Source organism: Streptomyces sp. NPDC051020 (assembly GCF_040683105.1).
In the GTDB taxonomy this organism is placed as follows: Bacteria; Actinomycetota; Actinomycetes; order Streptomycetales; family Streptomycetaceae; genus Streptomyces.
This window is the reverse complement of the sequence record NZ_JBFBCG010000021.1, coordinates 1-12,939: the sequence shown is the minus strand read 5'-3', so window position 1 is coordinate 12,939 and position 12,939 is coordinate 1. Positions and strand designations below refer to the sequence as shown.

18 protein-coding genes and 1 pseudogene are annotated in these 12,939 nt (G+C 69.2%); 10 read left to right on the top strand and 9 right to left on the bottom strand.

Annotation, left to right across the window (positions count from 1 at the left end):
• Window positions 1-192 precede the first annotated feature (192 nt).
• The 6 genes from AB0N06_RS13925 to AB0N06_RS13900 form a co-directional block, all read right to left on the bottom strand.
• Window positions 193-372 carry a hypothetical protein gene (locus tag AB0N06_RS13925; RefSeq protein WP_366134908.1) on the bottom strand — a complete coding sequence of 60 codons (180 nt, stop codon included), beginning with the start codon at window positions 370-372 and terminating at the stop codon, window positions 193-195.
• A gap of 78 nt (window positions 373-450) precedes the next feature.
• The gene (locus AB0N06_RS13920; RefSeq protein ID WP_366134907.1) at window positions 451-1,143 is read right to left on the bottom strand and encodes an HAD family hydrolase; all 693 of its coding nucleotides are present in this window, start codon (window positions 1,141-1,143) and stop codon (window positions 451-453) included.
• 19 nt (window positions 1,144-1,162) lie between these two features.
• The gene (locus AB0N06_RS13915; protein WP_366134906.1) at window positions 1,163-1,861 is read right to left on the bottom strand and encodes a phosphatase PAP2 family protein; all 699 of its coding nucleotides are present in this window, start codon (window positions 1,859-1,861) and stop codon (window positions 1,163-1,165) included.
• Between the two features lie 33 nt (window positions 1,862-1,894).
• On the bottom strand, window positions 1,895-2,830 hold the full coding sequence (locus tag AB0N06_RS13910; RefSeq protein ID WP_366134905.1) for a M56 family metallopeptidase: 936 nt from the start codon (window positions 2,828-2,830) through the stop codon (window positions 1,895-1,897).
• Window positions 2,831-2,916: 86 nt separating this feature from the next.
• Window positions 2,917-3,516 carry a DUF5134 domain-containing protein gene (locus AB0N06_RS13905; protein ID WP_366134904.1) on the bottom strand — a complete coding sequence of 200 codons (600 nt, stop codon included), beginning with the start codon at window positions 3,514-3,516 and terminating at the stop codon, window positions 2,917-2,919.
• Window positions 3,517-3,668: 152 nt separating this feature from the next.
• Entirely contained in the window at window positions 3,669-4,055 is a 387-nt protein-coding gene (locus tag AB0N06_RS13900; RefSeq protein WP_366134903.1) for a VOC family protein, read from the bottom strand.
• 75 nt (window positions 4,056-4,130) lie between these two features.
• Here AB0N06_RS13900 and AB0N06_RS13895 point away from each other — a divergent pair, with 75 nt between their 5' ends.
• A complete protein-coding gene (locus AB0N06_RS13895) occupies window positions 4,131-4,688 on the top strand; it encodes a GNAT family N-acetyltransferase (protein ID WP_366134902.1) in 558 nt (185 codons plus the stop codon).
• Between the two features lie 122 nt (window positions 4,689-4,810).
• On the opposite strand, the gene AB0N06_RS13890 is transcribed toward AB0N06_RS13895, so the two are convergent.
• Window positions 4,811-5,461, bottom strand: a complete 651-nt coding sequence (locus tag AB0N06_RS13890; protein ID WP_366134988.1) for a glycerophosphodiester phosphodiesterase family protein — start codon at window positions 5,459-5,461, stop codon at window positions 4,811-4,813.
• Window positions 5,462-5,583: 122 nt separating this feature from the next.
• Window positions 5,584-5,709 (bottom strand): hypothetical protein, encoded by a 126-nt coding sequence (locus tag AB0N06_RS13885; RefSeq protein ID WP_366134901.1) that lies wholly within the window; start codon window positions 5,707-5,709, stop codon window positions 5,584-5,586.
• 294 nt (window positions 5,710-6,003) lie between these two features.
• Here AB0N06_RS13885 and AB0N06_RS13880 point away from each other — a divergent pair, with 294 nt between their 5' ends.
• The 5 genes from AB0N06_RS13880 (at window position 6,004) to AB0N06_RS13860 (ending at window position 10,644) form a co-directional block, all read left to right on the top strand.
• Window positions 6,004-7,401, top strand: a complete 1,398-nt coding sequence (locus tag AB0N06_RS13880; protein ID WP_366134900.1) for a DUF6421 family protein — start codon at window positions 6,004-6,006, stop codon at window positions 7,399-7,401.
• A gap of 26 nt (window positions 7,402-7,427) precedes the next feature.
• Window positions 7,428-8,195, top strand: coding sequence for an SDR family NAD(P)-dependent oxidoreductase (locus tag AB0N06_RS13875; RefSeq protein WP_366134899.1), 768 nt, complete (start codon window positions 7,428-7,430; stop codon window positions 8,193-8,195).
• Window positions 8,192-9,253, top strand: coding sequence for a low specificity L-threonine aldolase (locus AB0N06_RS13870; protein WP_366134987.1), 1,062 nt, complete (start codon window positions 8,192-8,194; stop codon window positions 9,251-9,253). Before AB0N06_RS13875 ends, AB0N06_RS13870 begins: the two co-directional genes overlap by 4 nt.
• 75 nt (window positions 9,254-9,328) lie before the next feature.
• A complete protein-coding gene (locus AB0N06_RS13865) occupies window positions 9,329-9,928 on the top strand; it encodes a transglutaminase family protein (RefSeq protein WP_366134898.1) in 600 nt (199 codons plus the stop codon).
• Window positions 9,929-9,951: 23 nt separating this feature from the next.
• A complete protein-coding gene (locus tag AB0N06_RS13860; RefSeq protein ID WP_366134897.1) occupies window positions 9,952-10,644 on the top strand; it encodes a phenylalanine--tRNA ligase beta subunit-related protein in 693 nt (230 codons plus the stop codon).
• A gap of 30 nt (window positions 10,645-10,674) precedes the next feature.
• On the opposite strand, the gene AB0N06_RS13855 is transcribed toward AB0N06_RS13860, so the two are convergent.
• A complete protein-coding gene (locus AB0N06_RS13855) occupies window positions 10,675-11,397 on the bottom strand; it encodes a lysophospholipid acyltransferase family protein (protein ID WP_366134986.1) in 723 nt (240 codons plus the stop codon).
• A 215-nt stretch (window positions 11,398-11,612) separates the two neighbouring features.
• On the opposite strand from AB0N06_RS13855, the gene AB0N06_RS13850 reads away from it, so the two are divergent.
• The 4 genes and pseudogenes from AB0N06_RS13850 to AB0N06_RS13835 form a co-directional block, all read left to right on the top strand.
• Window positions 11,613-11,942, top strand: coding sequence for a thioredoxin family protein (locus AB0N06_RS13850; RefSeq protein ID WP_366134896.1), 330 nt, complete (start codon window positions 11,613-11,615; stop codon window positions 11,940-11,942).
• Between the two features lie 9 nt (window positions 11,943-11,951).
• Window positions 11,952-12,095 carry a putative leader peptide gene (locus AB0N06_RS13845; protein ID WP_366134985.1) on the top strand — a complete coding sequence of 48 codons (144 nt, stop codon included), beginning with the start codon at window positions 11,952-11,954 and terminating at the stop codon, window positions 12,093-12,095.
• A gap of 42 nt (window positions 12,096-12,137) precedes the next feature.
• Complete coding sequence (locus tag AB0N06_RS13840) at window positions 12,138-12,644, top strand: flavin reductase family protein (RefSeq protein WP_366134895.1); 507 nt, start codon at window positions 12,138-12,140, stop codon at window positions 12,642-12,644.
• A gap of 201 nt (window positions 12,645-12,845) precedes the next feature.
• A pseudogene (locus AB0N06_RS13835) lies at window positions 12,846-12,939 on the top strand (electron transfer flavoprotein subunit beta); the annotation flags it as partial.

Genomic DNA, 12,939 nt, shown 5'->3' with positions numbered 1-12,939 from the left:
CGCGGTGCACGGCCTCATGGCCCGATGCGCCGGGCGGGCACCTGCTGAACCCCTGCGTTGACCGGTTCATGCCGTCCCTCATCAACGCGGCCCCGACCGATGCCCGACGGGCCAGGTCGACCGGGGGAGAAGTCAGGCCTCCGGAGGGTGCCGCACAGGCCGGACGGGGAGCGGCACGCCGCCCCGTACCGCTTACGCGGCAGACCTCGCGCTCCCGCCGGTCACCGCGGCCCACTCCACAAGGAGTCGCTGGTACTCCTCCTCGTCGTCCGGGGACAGGCATCCGCCGGAACGCTGCCACAGGTCGCGAATCTCTTCATTCACCACTGCGGCGGAGCGCACGGAATCGGATGAGCGGGGAGAAGGGGACATGCCACCAGGCTAAGGCCACGGTGTGACAATCGGACCCATTGGGCGTCAGGGACATCTCTCGCATGTCCCTCCGTGGGATCACGGAACGAGCCCGAGTGCCCGTAGCCCGCCCGGCCGTTCCTCCACCGGCAGATGGTCGACGAAGCGCACGTCACACCCCAGCGCGGCCGCTCCGCCATCCGCGTGTCGGTCGTCACCCACCATCACCACATCCTTCGGATCCTGGCCGATAAGTGTGCAGGCGGTGTGAAAAAGATGTGGGTCCGGCTTCTGGATCCCGTGCTCGTACGACAGGACATAGGCGTCGACCAGGGCGTCGAGACCATGCGCGCGGAAGATCGGCCGCAGGTCCCAGCCGACGTTGCTGACCACGCAGACCCGGGTCCCGGCGGCACGCAGCGCCCCCAGCACCTCCGCCGCGTCCGGGTACGGCCGCCACGCCGCCGGCGACATGTGCCGGTCGTAGAGCGCCTCGTACAACCCCGGATCCGGCAGGGCGACCTGGCGGGCCAGCCCCATGTACGCCTCACGGTGCCGTTCGGTACTCGCGTCGCGCGTGGCCCACGCCGCGGCAAGCCTGTCGGGAACGCGCTGCGGATTCGGGCCGCCCGGCAACGCCCCGGCGGCCGTCAGGTCCGCCACGTACCGCTCGAAGTCGGCATCGGCCACGGTGATGTTCCGATCTGCGAGGACCGCCGCAAGCCACGACCGGACTGGTTCGATACGGAAGAGGGTCCCGGAGAAGTCGAAGAGCACACCCTTGATCATCATGGGTTCGATCCTCGCGCGTTCAGGAGCGGTGCGGCAAGGCCGCCCGTTCCCGTCCCTCGTACCGGGCGAACACGGCGATCGAGAACGCGACCACCGCCGCACCCAGCAGCCAGCCCCCCAGCACATCGGTCATCCAGTGCACCCCCAGATAGAGCCGCGTCACCCCCACACCGATCACCGATACCCACGCCACCGCGAGCGCGGCGTGCCACACCCGCCGCCGGACGCCGTGCCGGTGCAGCAGCCACAGCAGCAGACCACAGCTCACCACCGCCGTCATGGCGTGACCGGACGGGAACGCCGCGTAGTGGGCCGAGTCCACCGGGTTCGGCCACTGAGGACGCTCCCGGCCGACCGCGGACTTCAGCCCCTGCTGCAGCAGAGTGGCGAACAGGCTCGTCGCCGCCACCCACCCCGCGAGCATCCGGGCGCCGCGCCACCACAGCCACACCACGGCGACCGCGATCAGGGTGCGCATTGTCCAGGGGTCCCACACCCAGTCGGTGAGGATCCGGTTGATGTGCACGAGGCCGGGCTCCGCCACCGCCCGCCGGTGCAGCGCGTCGGCGACCGTACGGTCCAGCGACAGCAGCGGGGACCAGCGCAGGGCGACCAGGATCAGCAGCACCAGGGCGAGGGACCCGCATCCGATGCCGGCTCCGAGAGCAGGCGAGCGCTCCGGCGGGGAGAGGGGCGGGGGCGGGGCTGGGGAGTGCATGGGGTAATCCTTGCGGACGGACCACGACACCGGCTATCCCAGCGCGCTGAGTCCCGGCACGAAGGCCACCAGAAGCGGGACCACCGGCACCAGGGCGGCCGCCGCGGTCAGCCGCAGCCGCCGCCCCGCGGTGAGCCGCTCGACAGGAGACAGCAGCCGGTTCACACGCAGTGGCAGCTCCGCGTCCGGTGTCGGGCAGGGGCCGAACACGCCCCGGTCCTCGTTCAGTTCGACCAGGGCGAGAGCGATCGTCAGCCGCCCGAAGCGCCGTGACGCCACATCGTCCGCTGCCAGTTCGACGAGCCGGTGCATCTCGTCGCGGAAGGCGGCGAACACCGGTACCTGGGGGAACCCGTTCGCCAGCGCTGCGGAGCAGTGCAGCAGCCAGTCGTGCCGCGCCTGCGCGTGCCCCTGTTCATGAGCCAGCACAGCATCCAGCTGACGGCCTTTCAGTCGTCCAAGTGCCGCAGTGGTGATGACGAGTTGAGGTGCCGCTCCGGGCAGCCACCAGGCGTCGGGGCGCTCACCCTCCAGCACCACGAGCCGACTGTTGCCGGGCTCCTCGCCGGGCATCAACGGGGAACGGACCAGCAGTTCGGCCCGGCGCCGGCTGCGCCGCACCTGCGCCCGGCGGATCTCCCGCGTCAGCATTGCCGCGCTCCAGATACCACCCAGTGCCAGCAGAACGGCCATGACGGCGGACCACGGCCCGTACGCGCCCAGCGCGTACGCCTCCACCACGGAGTGCGGTGCGTGTGCGAACACCTGCCCGCGCACTGCCTGCCAGGCTGCGGCCGCGCTGAACGTCATGGAGAGCCCGAAGGACAGCAGTACCCCGGCCACCACGCACTGCCACACCCACAACGCCACCACGGGTTCGCGCTCGGGCCACTCGGCCCGCGCCATCAGCCGCGGGGTCACGACGGCGGCCAGTGCACCGAGCAGCAGCAGCACGAGGGAGACCAACATGGCGTCAGCCTATGAGCGGCACGGTACCCGCGGGTATGGCTGCGCTCGGCAAGTGATGTACGCCACGATCGACCGCACCCGCTGTCTCACAGTGCGAGCAGCATCGCGAACATGGCGATCCCCATCGTCAGCCGGCAGGCCAGTGCCAGCTCCGGCCGGGCGCCCCAGCCGCCTCCCGCCGGCCCCTCGGCGGGACCCGCGGAGGCGACCGGAATCAGCCGCGTCCCGGACCGCAGCACATAGGCCGCGTAATAGACCAGCAGCATCCCCGTCAGCAGCGGCACTCCACCGGAGACCTGCGCCATCTGATGTCCGAGGTGCGCACTCTGTGCACCGCCCGCACCGTGTGCGGCCGCGCCGCTGCCCGGCGCCATCACCAACGCCATGTAGACCATCGCCAGTGAGCCGACCAGATGGTGCAGATGGTGCCCCTTGCGGCGGGCGAACCAGAGGGCGCGCAACGCGGCCCCGCCGAACAGCACCACATACACAGCCCATCCCCACACGGGCGGCGGGAAGACCGCGGCGGGCGCCGCCATCGCGGCCATGCCGAAGCCCATGACCGCCTCGGCGCGGGCCGTTCTGCGCTCCTCCTCCATCCCGCTGCGCATCCGCAGCAGGCAGTACGCGCCCGTGGCCCCGCACAACGCCATCAGCAGCCAGTCGGACATCGCCGGTCCGTGCACAGCGCACCTCCCCAGGACGTACGACGTCGGTGTCGACTAGTCGATGCCCCGGCCCGGCAGGTCGTACGCGGCGCACTGATGTACGAGGGGAGCGCGTGAAGGAAACCCGCAGAAGGACGTGGCCAGTTGTGCGCCGTCGCGGGTCACTGCCCTCAGGGCCGATAGCGCAGCGGATGGTCCTCCGGCACTTCGACGACGGCGATCCGCAGCCCGTCCGGATCGGAGATCCACATCTCGACGAGCCCCCACGGCTCGCGCACCGGCTGCCGTTCCACCTTGACGCCCCGGGCCGACAGCTCCTCGTACGCCGCCCGGACGTCCGCGACCTGCAGCCACAGCCGCAGCCCGGGCGGGGGCGGCGCGACGGAGCGCCCGGAGACCTCCAGGAAGCCGCCGCCCAGGAAGTACACCGTCCCGCGCTCGGGGCCGGTACCGAACTCCCGGTACACCGGCAGCCCGAGGGACTCTCCATAGAACGTCCGTGACTGCTCGGGGTCGGTAGGGCTCAACAGAACCCGACTGCTCAGCACATGCACCATGGTCGAGACATTAGGCGCGGACCAGCGGGTTACGCTGCTGCGGCACGGCCCACCAGAGAAACGGAGAGCCTCACCATGGACACTGCCCCGCCCCGCGACTCGGGACAGCTGACCTTCCGCGACGCGGCGGACGCCGATGTGCCCGCGCTCGTGACGCTGATCGAATCGGCTTACCGGGGCGACTCGAGCCGCGCGGGGTGGACCACCGAGGCCGACATCCTGCAGGGGCAGCGGACCGACCCCGACGGGGTCCGCGCGGTGGTCGAGGCGCCCGGCAGCCGGCTGCTCGTGGTGGAGCGGGACAGCGAACTGATCGCCTGCTGTCAGCTCGAACACCGCGGGGAAGCCGCCTACTTCGGGATGTTCGCGGTCCGCCCCGAGCTGCAGGGGGGTGGCCTCGGCAAGCTGATCATCGCCGAGGCCGAACGCACCGTCCGGGAGAGCTGGGGCGCCACCGAGATGCACATGACCGTGATCTCGGTGCGTGAGGAACTGATCGCCTGGTACGAGCGCCGCGGCTACCGCCGTACGGGAGAGCTGAGCCCGTTCCCCTACGGCGACGAGCGCTTCGGCGTCCCGCAGCGCGACGATCTCGCCTTCGAGCTGCTGATCAAGGAGCTGAAAGAGGGCTAGGGCGTGTTTCGAAAGTGGCGTCGTCCGCCCGTAGGGCGGGCCGGGCGTCGCCTGGCAGGCGGGACTTTCGAAACACGTCCTAGCCCCAACGCCCTTCAGTAACGCCCTGGCCCTCCCCCCACCTACGCGGTGAAGCGGCCGGCGCGGCGGATCTCCGGGAAATCGGTGGTCGCGCCGTCCAGCCCCAGTGCGCGCACCAGACGCAGATGATCCTGGGTGTTCACCACCCAGCCGATGACCTTCACTCCCTCGGCGTGCGCCTGCTCGACGACCTCCAGGGTGAGGCGGCGGATGTTCAGCGCGAGCGTCGCCGCGCCCACCGCCTTCGCCCGGTCCACCACATCGCTCCTCCATCGGCTGGCGATGAGCACGGTCCGTACTCCCGGCACCAGTTGAGCGATCTCGGCGACCGCCTCGTCGTGGAACGAGGACACCTCGACCCGGTCGACGAGATCGCGCCGCCGCATCACCTCGGCCAGTGCCCGGGCTGCGGCCGCATCCTTGATCTCCGCCTGCAAGGGGGAGCGCACGGCATCGAGCACCTCCTCGAAGACGGGCACCCGTTCGCCCTGCCCGGCATCGAGTTCCCGCAGCTCGGCCAGGGTTTTCTCGGCGACCGAGCCGGTGCCGTCGGTCGTCCGGTCGACTTCGGCGTCGTGCATGACGGCGAGTGCGCCGTCCTTGCTCAGATGAAGGTCCAGTTCGATGGCGTCCATGCCGGCCTGCTCGGCGTGGACGAACGACCGCAGGGTGTTCTCCGGCTCGACACCCATCACCCCGCGATGACCGATGGTGAGAAAAGTCAAGGCAATCTCGCTTCCGTCGACGGCGTCTCCCCGCGTGCTGCTCCTGCCCACGCGGCGCTTCGGCACTCGGCTTACGGCAACTCGGCAGCCTAGTGGCCCGGACCCGGGAGAGAGCCGGTCACGCGCGGGTGAGTGGCCCCGTGTCCCTGGACGTCGGCGACACCGAGCAGGAATCCGGTGATGACGGCTGTGACAAGGACGGTACGGATACTCATGCGGCGGCCTCCGGACGGGTGGGAGGGGGCGGATGACACCCGTCCTACCGGTAGCGCCGGTGCCCGGCGAGCTGTGTCACTCGTACGTGGGCGCGCCGCGCGCGGCCTGAACGCCCGAGTCGGCGGTTCGGTAACCCCCGGAACCGACGGAAGGAGTCGCACTATCGGAATGCGACAGGAAGAATCGCGGTGACTGCGGGGGTCCGCAGGATAATTTCCTGATGCTCACTTGTCTCGAAGAACCACACATGGATACGGTTGCTTGACGCGAGGTTCTCCCGTGGAGGAAGTGTGATGACGGAAATTCTTGTGCACGACGCCGAGGTCGGCGCGATAGCTACTGCCCAGCGGGTGGTCGAGCAGCCTGCCTGGCCTGCGCTCAGGGATGCCGTGGAGGAGATCCGGCCCTGGCAGTCGAAGGACGGTTCGATCGACTTCGACGCCGACGGAGCCCCCTCGCCCGACACCGTCCTGGCGACGCTGGAACGCGTGATCGCCGCGATCGAAGAGCTTTCCCCGTTGCTCCCGCACGATGCCGCGTACCACCGCGCCCTCGTCATGGACCTGCGCCGTTGGGCGGCGGACGGCTTCGGTGTGCCGGACTTCCTGGACTCGCTGCTCGCCTTCCAGCCCGCCAAGAACCGCACCGACGGTCTGCAGCACCTCGTCGTCTTCGCGATGTACACGCAGAACGGCAACCCGGACCGCAATCTCGAAGCGGTCGTCCTGCGGATGGTCTGGCCCGAATGGCTCGCCGAGCTCGAAGCCACCCGCTACGACAACCCGCTCTTCTGCGGCATCACCTTCGAGGGCTTCACCTCCGGTTACGACACCAATTCCGCGGTGCTCTTCCCGGAGACGATCGCCGTGCGCGAGGCCCCCGAGCGCTTCAGCTGGGGCGGCATCTTCTGCGACCGTGAGGCCGCCCGCTTCCGCCGCGTCACCGAGGCCTCCGTCGAGCTCCTCGGCGTGGAGCTGCCCGAGGACATCCGCGAGATGGTCGGCGACCAGCAGCGCTGCGAGCAGGCATTCGTGCTCTGGGACATGGTCCACGACCGCACCCACAGCCACGGCGACCTGCCGTTCGACCCGTTCATGATCAAGCAGCGCCAGCCGTTCTGGATGTACGGACTGGAGGAGCTGCGCTGCGACCTCACCGCCTTCAAGGAGGCCGTGAAGCTGGAGGCCGACGGCTTCGCGCAGGGCCGTGACGTGCAGTACGCCGTGCTGTTCGACCGGATGTTCCGCTTCCCGGTCACCGGCGAGCGGGTCCGCAACTACGACGGTCTCGGCGGCCAGCTGCTCTTCGCCTACCTCCACAAGCACGATGTGATCCGCTGGACCGACAACACCCTGAAGATCGACTGGGACCGGGCCCCGCAGGTCACCAATCAGCTCTGCGGCGAGATCGAGAAGCTCTACCGCGACGGCATCGACCGCCCCAAGCTGGTCCACTGGTTCGCCGCGTACGAGCTGGTCTCGACCTACCTTGCCCCGCACCCCGGCTCCGTCTGGGCCAAGGGTCCGGGCGCCTTGGACCTCTCGCAGCCGCCCCGCAAGCTCGTGGACGACGTGCTTCCGGACGAGTTTCCGCTGAGCATGTTCTATGAGGCGCTTGCCAAGAAGCTGAAGAATGTGATCGCCTCCACCAAGGGGATCACCGCGGCGGACGCCGAGCAGGCAGCCGCGTGAGCGCTCGTTCCAAGGAGGCAGTGGCCATGAACGCAAACGGCACGGGCAAGGGGAACGGCGCGTTGGAAGGCGCGGTGATCGCCGTTGCCGGAGCCGCCGGACCGGCCGGCCGGGCGACGCTGCTCAAGCTCGCCGAGGCCGGCGCGATCGTCGTCGCCTCGGACGCGGACGCCACCCGCCTGGCGGAGGCCGTCGACGCAGCACGGTACGCCCACGGCGGCGCCACCGTCACCGGCGACACCGTCGATCTGCTCGACCTCGCCGCCGCCCGGGAATGGGCGGACAAGACCGAGAAGGAGTTCGGCCGGATCGACGGCCTGGTCCACCTGGTGGGCGGCTGGCGCGGCAGCGCCACCTTCGCCGAGACCGACCTCGCCGACTGGGATCTCCTGGAGAAGCTGCTGATCCGCACGGTTCAGCACACCTCGCTGGCCTTCCAGGAAGGGCTCCAGCGCAGCGACCGCGGCCGCTATCTGCTGACCAGCGCGGCCGGCGCGAGCAAGCCCACCGAGGGCAATGCCGCCTACGCCGCGTCGAAGGCGGCCGCCGAGGCCTGGACCCTCGCGCTCGCCGACGCCTTCCGCAAGGCGGGGGGCGAGGAAGGGCCGAAGGCGGCAGCTGCGATCCTGATCGTCAAGGCACTGGTGCACGACGCGATGCGCGCCGAGCGCCCGAATGCGAAGTTCGCGGGCTTCACCGACGTCAAGGAGCTGGCCGAGGCCATCGCCGGCGTCTGGTCCAAGCCCGCCTCCGAAGTGAACGGAAAGCGTCTGTGGCTGACCCCGCAACCATAAGGACCGACGCGCGACGTCACCACGATCCGCAGATACGCGGATTCGCCAGTGACAACTACGCGGGCGCCCACCCGGAGATCCTCGCGGCCATCGCCCTCGCCAACGGCGGTCACCAGATCGCCTACGGCGAGGACGACTACACCGCGAACCTCCAGCAGATCGTCAAGGGGCACTTCGGCCCCACCGCCGAGGCGTATCCGGTCTTCAACGGCACCGGGGCGAATGTCGTCTCGCTGCAGGCGATGACCGATCGCTGGGGCGCGGTCATCTGCGCCGAGTCCGCGCACATCAACGTGGACGAGGGCGGCGCGCCGGAGCGCGTGGGCGGCCTCAAGCTGCTCACCGTGCCGACTCCGGACGGCAAGCTCACCCCCGAGCTCATCGACCGGCAGGCGTACGGCTGGGACGACGAGCACCGCGCCATGCCCCAGGTCGTGTCGATCACCCAGAACACCGAGCTCGGCACCGTCTACACGCCCGATGAGATCCGTGCCATCTGCGAGCACTCCCACGAGCGCGGCATGAAGGTTCACCTCGACGGCGCGCGGATCGCCAACGCCGCGGCGTCGCTGGGCGTCCCTGTGCGAACGTTCACCAGCGAGGCCGGCGTCGACGTCCTCTCGTTCGGCGGCACCAAGAACGGTGCGCTTTTCGGTGAGGCCGTCGTCGTCCTGAATCCCGACGCCGTACGGGCCATGAAGCATCTGCGCAAGCTGTCGATGCAGCTCGCATCGAAGATGCGCTTCGTGTCGGTGCAGCTGGAGGCGCTGCTCGCCGGTGACCTGTGGCTGCGCAACGCCCGGCATGCCAACGCCATGGCCCAGCGGCTTGCGGAGGGTGTCCGGGCGGTGGACGGCGTGGAGATCCTCTACCCGGTCCAGGCCAACGCCGTCTTCGCGCGTCTGCCGCACGACGTGAGCGAGCGGCTCCAGAAGCGCTTCCGTTTCTACTTCTGGGACGAGGCCGCCGGCGATGTGCGCTGGATGTGCTCCTTCGACACCACGGAGGACGACGTGGACGCGTTCGTCCTCGCGCTGAAGGAAGAGATCGCCAAGTAGCACGCTGCGCATGAATATGCGACCGGCCGGAAAGTCATTGCTTTCCGGCCGGTCGCTTCCGTACGCTCTGCATGCATGGAGCTGACGCAGCAATCCCCGGATATGGCCGCCTATCTCGCCGCCGATGCGGCCATCGACCATGAGCATCCGCGCGTGCAGCAGACCGTCGAACGCCTTCGCGTCGACACCCCCGACGCATACTCATACGCGCTCGCGGCCTATGAGTTCGTCCGCGACACCATTCCGCACTCCGTCGACTCGGGTGATCTGAGGGTCACCTGGCGCGCCTCGGACGTCCTCGCCACCCGTAACGGCATCTGTCATTCCAAGTCCCATGCGCTGGCGGCCCTGCTACGCGCGGCAGGCATCCCGACAGCCCTCTGCTACCAGGGCTTCGACGACGAGAACGGGAATCCGGACGTCCTGCACGGGCTGATCGCCGTGCGCCTGCCGGGCCGTGACCGCTGGGACCGCCAGGACCCGCGCGGCAACAAGCGCGGCGTCGACGCCCAGTTCTCGGTCGGCGAGGAGCGGCTGGCCTGGCCCATCGGGCCGGAGTCCAATGGAGTGGACTATCCAGTACTCTATGCGGAACCACATCCGGCGGTTCTCCGTGCCCTGCAGACTGCCGAAGACCGCACACACCTGTGGCGCACGCTCCCGACCGCGCTCTGACCCGTCCCGAGGCAAGGCAGCAGATGACCCTGACGCTCACCGTTTCCGACGACGTACGCACCCTCGCGCCCGGCTTCACCCACCTCGCCGTCGAGGCACGCGGGCTGGTCAACGGGCCGAGCAATGAGGACAGTTCGGCCCTGCTGGACGATGCCGCCCGACGGCTCGTCGAACGGCTAGACGGCAGGGCCCCGCACGACGACCCCCACGTCGCCGCCTGGCGGGACGCGTACGCCGCCTTCGGTGCCAAGCCGTCCCGCACCCGCAACTCCGCCGAGGCGCTCGCCAAGCGTGCCCTCACCGAGGCCGGACTGCCGCGGATCAATCTGCTGGTCGATGCCTACAACGCGATCAGCGTCGCCCATCTGATCCCGGTCGGCGGTGAGGACACCGACCGCATCAAGGGTGCGATGCGCCTCGTACGCGCCACGGGCCGGGAACCCTTCCTCACGGTCGCGGGTGGCGAGGAGGGTGTGGAGCACCCGGAGCCCGGCGAAGTCGTCTGGTGCGACGACGAGGGCGTTACCTGCCGCCGCTGGAACTGGAGGCAGGGCGTACGCACCCGGCTCACCGAGGAATCGGTCAACGCCGTGTTCCTCCTGGAGGGCCTCACTCCGATGACGATCCGCGAGCTCGAAGCCGCAGGCGCCGAACTCGTCGAGTCGCTGGAGAAGCTGAGCCCCGGGGGGCGGATTACCGTCCGCACCCCGGAGTGACGTTTCAGCCGTGGTGGTGAACGGGTCCGGTCAGATGGTCCCGCGCACCTCGGCGGGCGTCGGAGCCGTACCGCCGAGATGCGCGGGCACCCACCAGGTGTCGCTCGCGTCCCTCGGCCGCACCGGGTAGGCGCGCTGCGCCGCTTCGAGGAGCTCCTGCACGCCTTCTCGCAGGCGTCGGGTGATCGCACCCGCGTACTGGTCGGTGGGGGCCTCCACCGGCGCACCCACCCGGATCGTCACCGGGATGTGGCTGCGCTTGAGGTTGCGCGGCCGTCCCTTGGTCCAGATCCGTTGCGTGCCCCACAGGGCAATCGGGATCAGCGGTACGCCGGCCTCCTGGGCCAGCCGGGCCGCGCCCGACTTGAAGCTCTTCAGCGTGAACGACTGCGAAATGGTCGCCTCGGGGAAGACGCCGATGATCTCGCCGGAGCGCAGTGAGGCCAGCGCGTGGGCATACGCGTTCTCGCCCTGCTTCCGGTCGACCGGGATGTGCTTCATGCCGCGCATCAGCGGACCGGAGACCTTGTGCCGGAAGACCGATTCCTTCGCCATGAAGCGGACCAGCCGCTTCTGCGGGAGCGCCGCGAGCCCGGTGAAGATGAAGTCGAGATAGCTGATGTGGTTGCTGACCAGTACCGCACCGCCGGTCTTCGGGATGTGGTCCGAACCCTGAGTGTCGATCTTCAGGTCCAACGCCTTGAACATGGTGCGAGCGGCGCCGATGACCGGCCGATAGACGAGTTCTGCCATCTGGAGAAGACCCTTCTTCAGCGCCTGAGGAGGGTTCTCCCGGCGGAAGTTACGCAGCCGTAGGTTTTCGGCATTGCGCCGATCGTGCCCCATGTCCGTCGCGGTGGCCAGTCTCGGCGGGCGCGGGGCGCGAGATTCTCGTCACGTGGGGTCGGCGGGAATGACTCCGTGACCGGCGGTGCTGACCCTTTGCGAAAGGCTCTGACAGGAGGCGGATGGTGGGCGGGCAGACGCGCGCGAACAGGCTGGATGTGGCCCAACTCGGCGCGGAATTGGGGGAGCGGGCGACTCTCGTGCAGTTTTCCAGCGCCTTCTGCCAGCCCTGCCGGGCCACCCGTCGCACCCTCGGCGAGGTGGCCGCAATGGTCGACGGCGTCGCGCATGTCGAAATCGACGCCGAGGCGCATCTCACTCTGGTGCGCGAACTCGACATCAGCCGCACGCCGACGGTGCTGGTTCTCGACGCGACCGGCCGGATCGTCCGCCGAGCGGCCGGGCAGCCCCGCACCGTCGATGTTGTCGCCGCGCTGGGGCACGCGATGTGACAGACCGTGATGCATCTCCCACATTGCGGAACCCTCTTGACTGTACCGACCACGCATCGTCAGTCTGACGTTATGCCGCCGAACCTCCTTCTTTACGGCCGGGTCCACGTGGACCTCGCCCGCACCGCGAGTGCGCGCTGTCCGGGCGCCTGAGCACCCACGCCCCGTATGCCTCCCTCGCAGAAGGACATCTCCATGACGGCTTCGCCCGAGCTCTCCGGTGCCCGCACGGCTTCCCCTGACCTCCTGCGCTCCGTCTTCCGGCAGCACGCCGCCGGTGTCGCGGTGATCACCGCCGCCGGTGACCGGCCGGTCGGCTTCACCGCGACCTCCCTCAACTCCGTCGCCGCCGAGCCGCCGCTCATCTCCTTCGGCGTGGGGACCTCGTCCTCCAGTTGGCCGGTCGTGGCGGAGGCCGAGCACATCGGCGTACACATACTGGGCGAGCACCAGCAGGAGCTGGCCGCCACATTCGCGCGCAGCGGCGCCGACCGGTTCGGTCCGTCCACCCATTGGCGCAGTGGGCCGGAAGGTGTCCCGGTGCTCGACGGAGTGCTTGCGTGGTTGGTCTGCCGCGTGGTGGCGCGCATCCCGGCGGGGGACCACCGGATCGTGATCGCGGAGGCCGTCGTCGGCGATCCGGCCGGGGGCGGCCGCCCGCTTCTCTACCATCAGGGTCGTTTCACGGCGTTGCGCGACTGAGAGTTCCCAGGTGGCGCGCGGGAACCGGGCGTCGGCTAGGTCACAGTGCAAAGCGCTTGCTTATGGGTAACGTACTGGGTGTACTGGCGAGTAATATTTCGCTTGGAGCGTCGGTCGCCCCGACCGGAATTCGCCCCATCAGGCGCCTATGCTGCGTGCATCAAGGCAGCCCAGAAATGACGATGCAGTAGGAGAGCCGACGTGAGCTTGAGGATCGTTGTCTGTGTGAAGTATGTGCCCGACGCCACCGGTGACCGGCACTTCGCGGATGATCTGACGCTGGACCGTGAGGATG

Bases quoted from the DNA above. Each gene is read 5' to 3' on its own strand.
- AB0N06_RS13925 (WP_366134908.1), bottom strand. From the start codon at position 372: ATGTCCCCTTCTCCCCGCTCATCCGATTCCGTGCGCTCCGCCGCAGTG.
- AB0N06_RS13920 (WP_366134907.1), bottom strand. From the start codon at position 1,143: ATGATGATCAAGGGTGTGCTCTTCGACTTCTCCGGGACCCTCTTCCGT.
- AB0N06_RS13915 (WP_366134906.1), bottom strand. From the start codon at position 1,861: ATGCACTCCCCAGCCCCGCCCCCGCCCCTCTCCCCGCCGGAGCGCTCG.
- AB0N06_RS13910 (WP_366134905.1), bottom strand. From the start codon at position 2,830: ATGTTGGTCTCCCTCGTGCTGCTGCTGCTCGGTGCACTGGCCGCCGTC.
- AB0N06_RS13900 (WP_366134903.1), bottom strand. From the start codon at position 4,055: ATGGTGCATGTGCTGAGCAGTCGGGTTCTGTTGAGCCCTACCGACCCC.
- AB0N06_RS13895 (WP_366134902.1), top strand. From the start codon at position 4,131: ATGGACACTGCCCCGCCCCGCGACTCGGGACAGCTGACCTTCCGCGAC.
- AB0N06_RS13890 (WP_366134988.1), bottom strand. From the start codon at position 5,461: ATGGGTGTCGAGCCGGAGAACACCCTGCGGTCGTTCGTCCACGCCGAG.
- AB0N06_RS13885 (WP_366134901.1), bottom strand. From the start codon at position 5,709: ATGAGTATCCGTACCGTCCTTGTCACAGCCGTCATCACCGGATTCCTG.
- AB0N06_RS13880 (WP_366134900.1), top strand. From the start codon at position 6,004: ATGACGGAAATTCTTGTGCACGACGCCGAGGTCGGCGCGATAGCTACT.
- AB0N06_RS13875 (WP_366134899.1), top strand. From the start codon at position 7,428: ATGAACGCAAACGGCACGGGCAAGGGGAACGGCGCGTTGGAAGGCGCG.
- AB0N06_RS13865 (WP_366134898.1), top strand. From the start codon at position 9,329: ATGGAGCTGACGCAGCAATCCCCGGATATGGCCGCCTATCTCGCCGCC.
- AB0N06_RS13860 (WP_366134897.1), top strand. From the start codon at position 9,952: ATGACCCTGACGCTCACCGTTTCCGACGACGTACGCACCCTCGCGCCC.
- AB0N06_RS13855 (WP_366134986.1), bottom strand. From the start codon at position 11,397: ATGGCAGAACTCGTCTATCGGCCGGTCATCGGCGCCGCTCGCACCATG.
- AB0N06_RS13850 (WP_366134896.1), top strand. From the start codon at position 11,613: ATGGTGGGCGGGCAGACGCGCGCGAACAGGCTGGATGTGGCCCAACTC.
- AB0N06_RS13845 (WP_366134985.1), top strand. From the start codon at position 11,952: ATGCATCTCCCACATTGCGGAACCCTCTTGACTGTACCGACCACGCAT.
- AB0N06_RS13840 (WP_366134895.1), top strand. From the start codon at position 12,138: ATGACGGCTTCGCCCGAGCTCTCCGGTGCCCGCACGGCTTCCCCTGAC.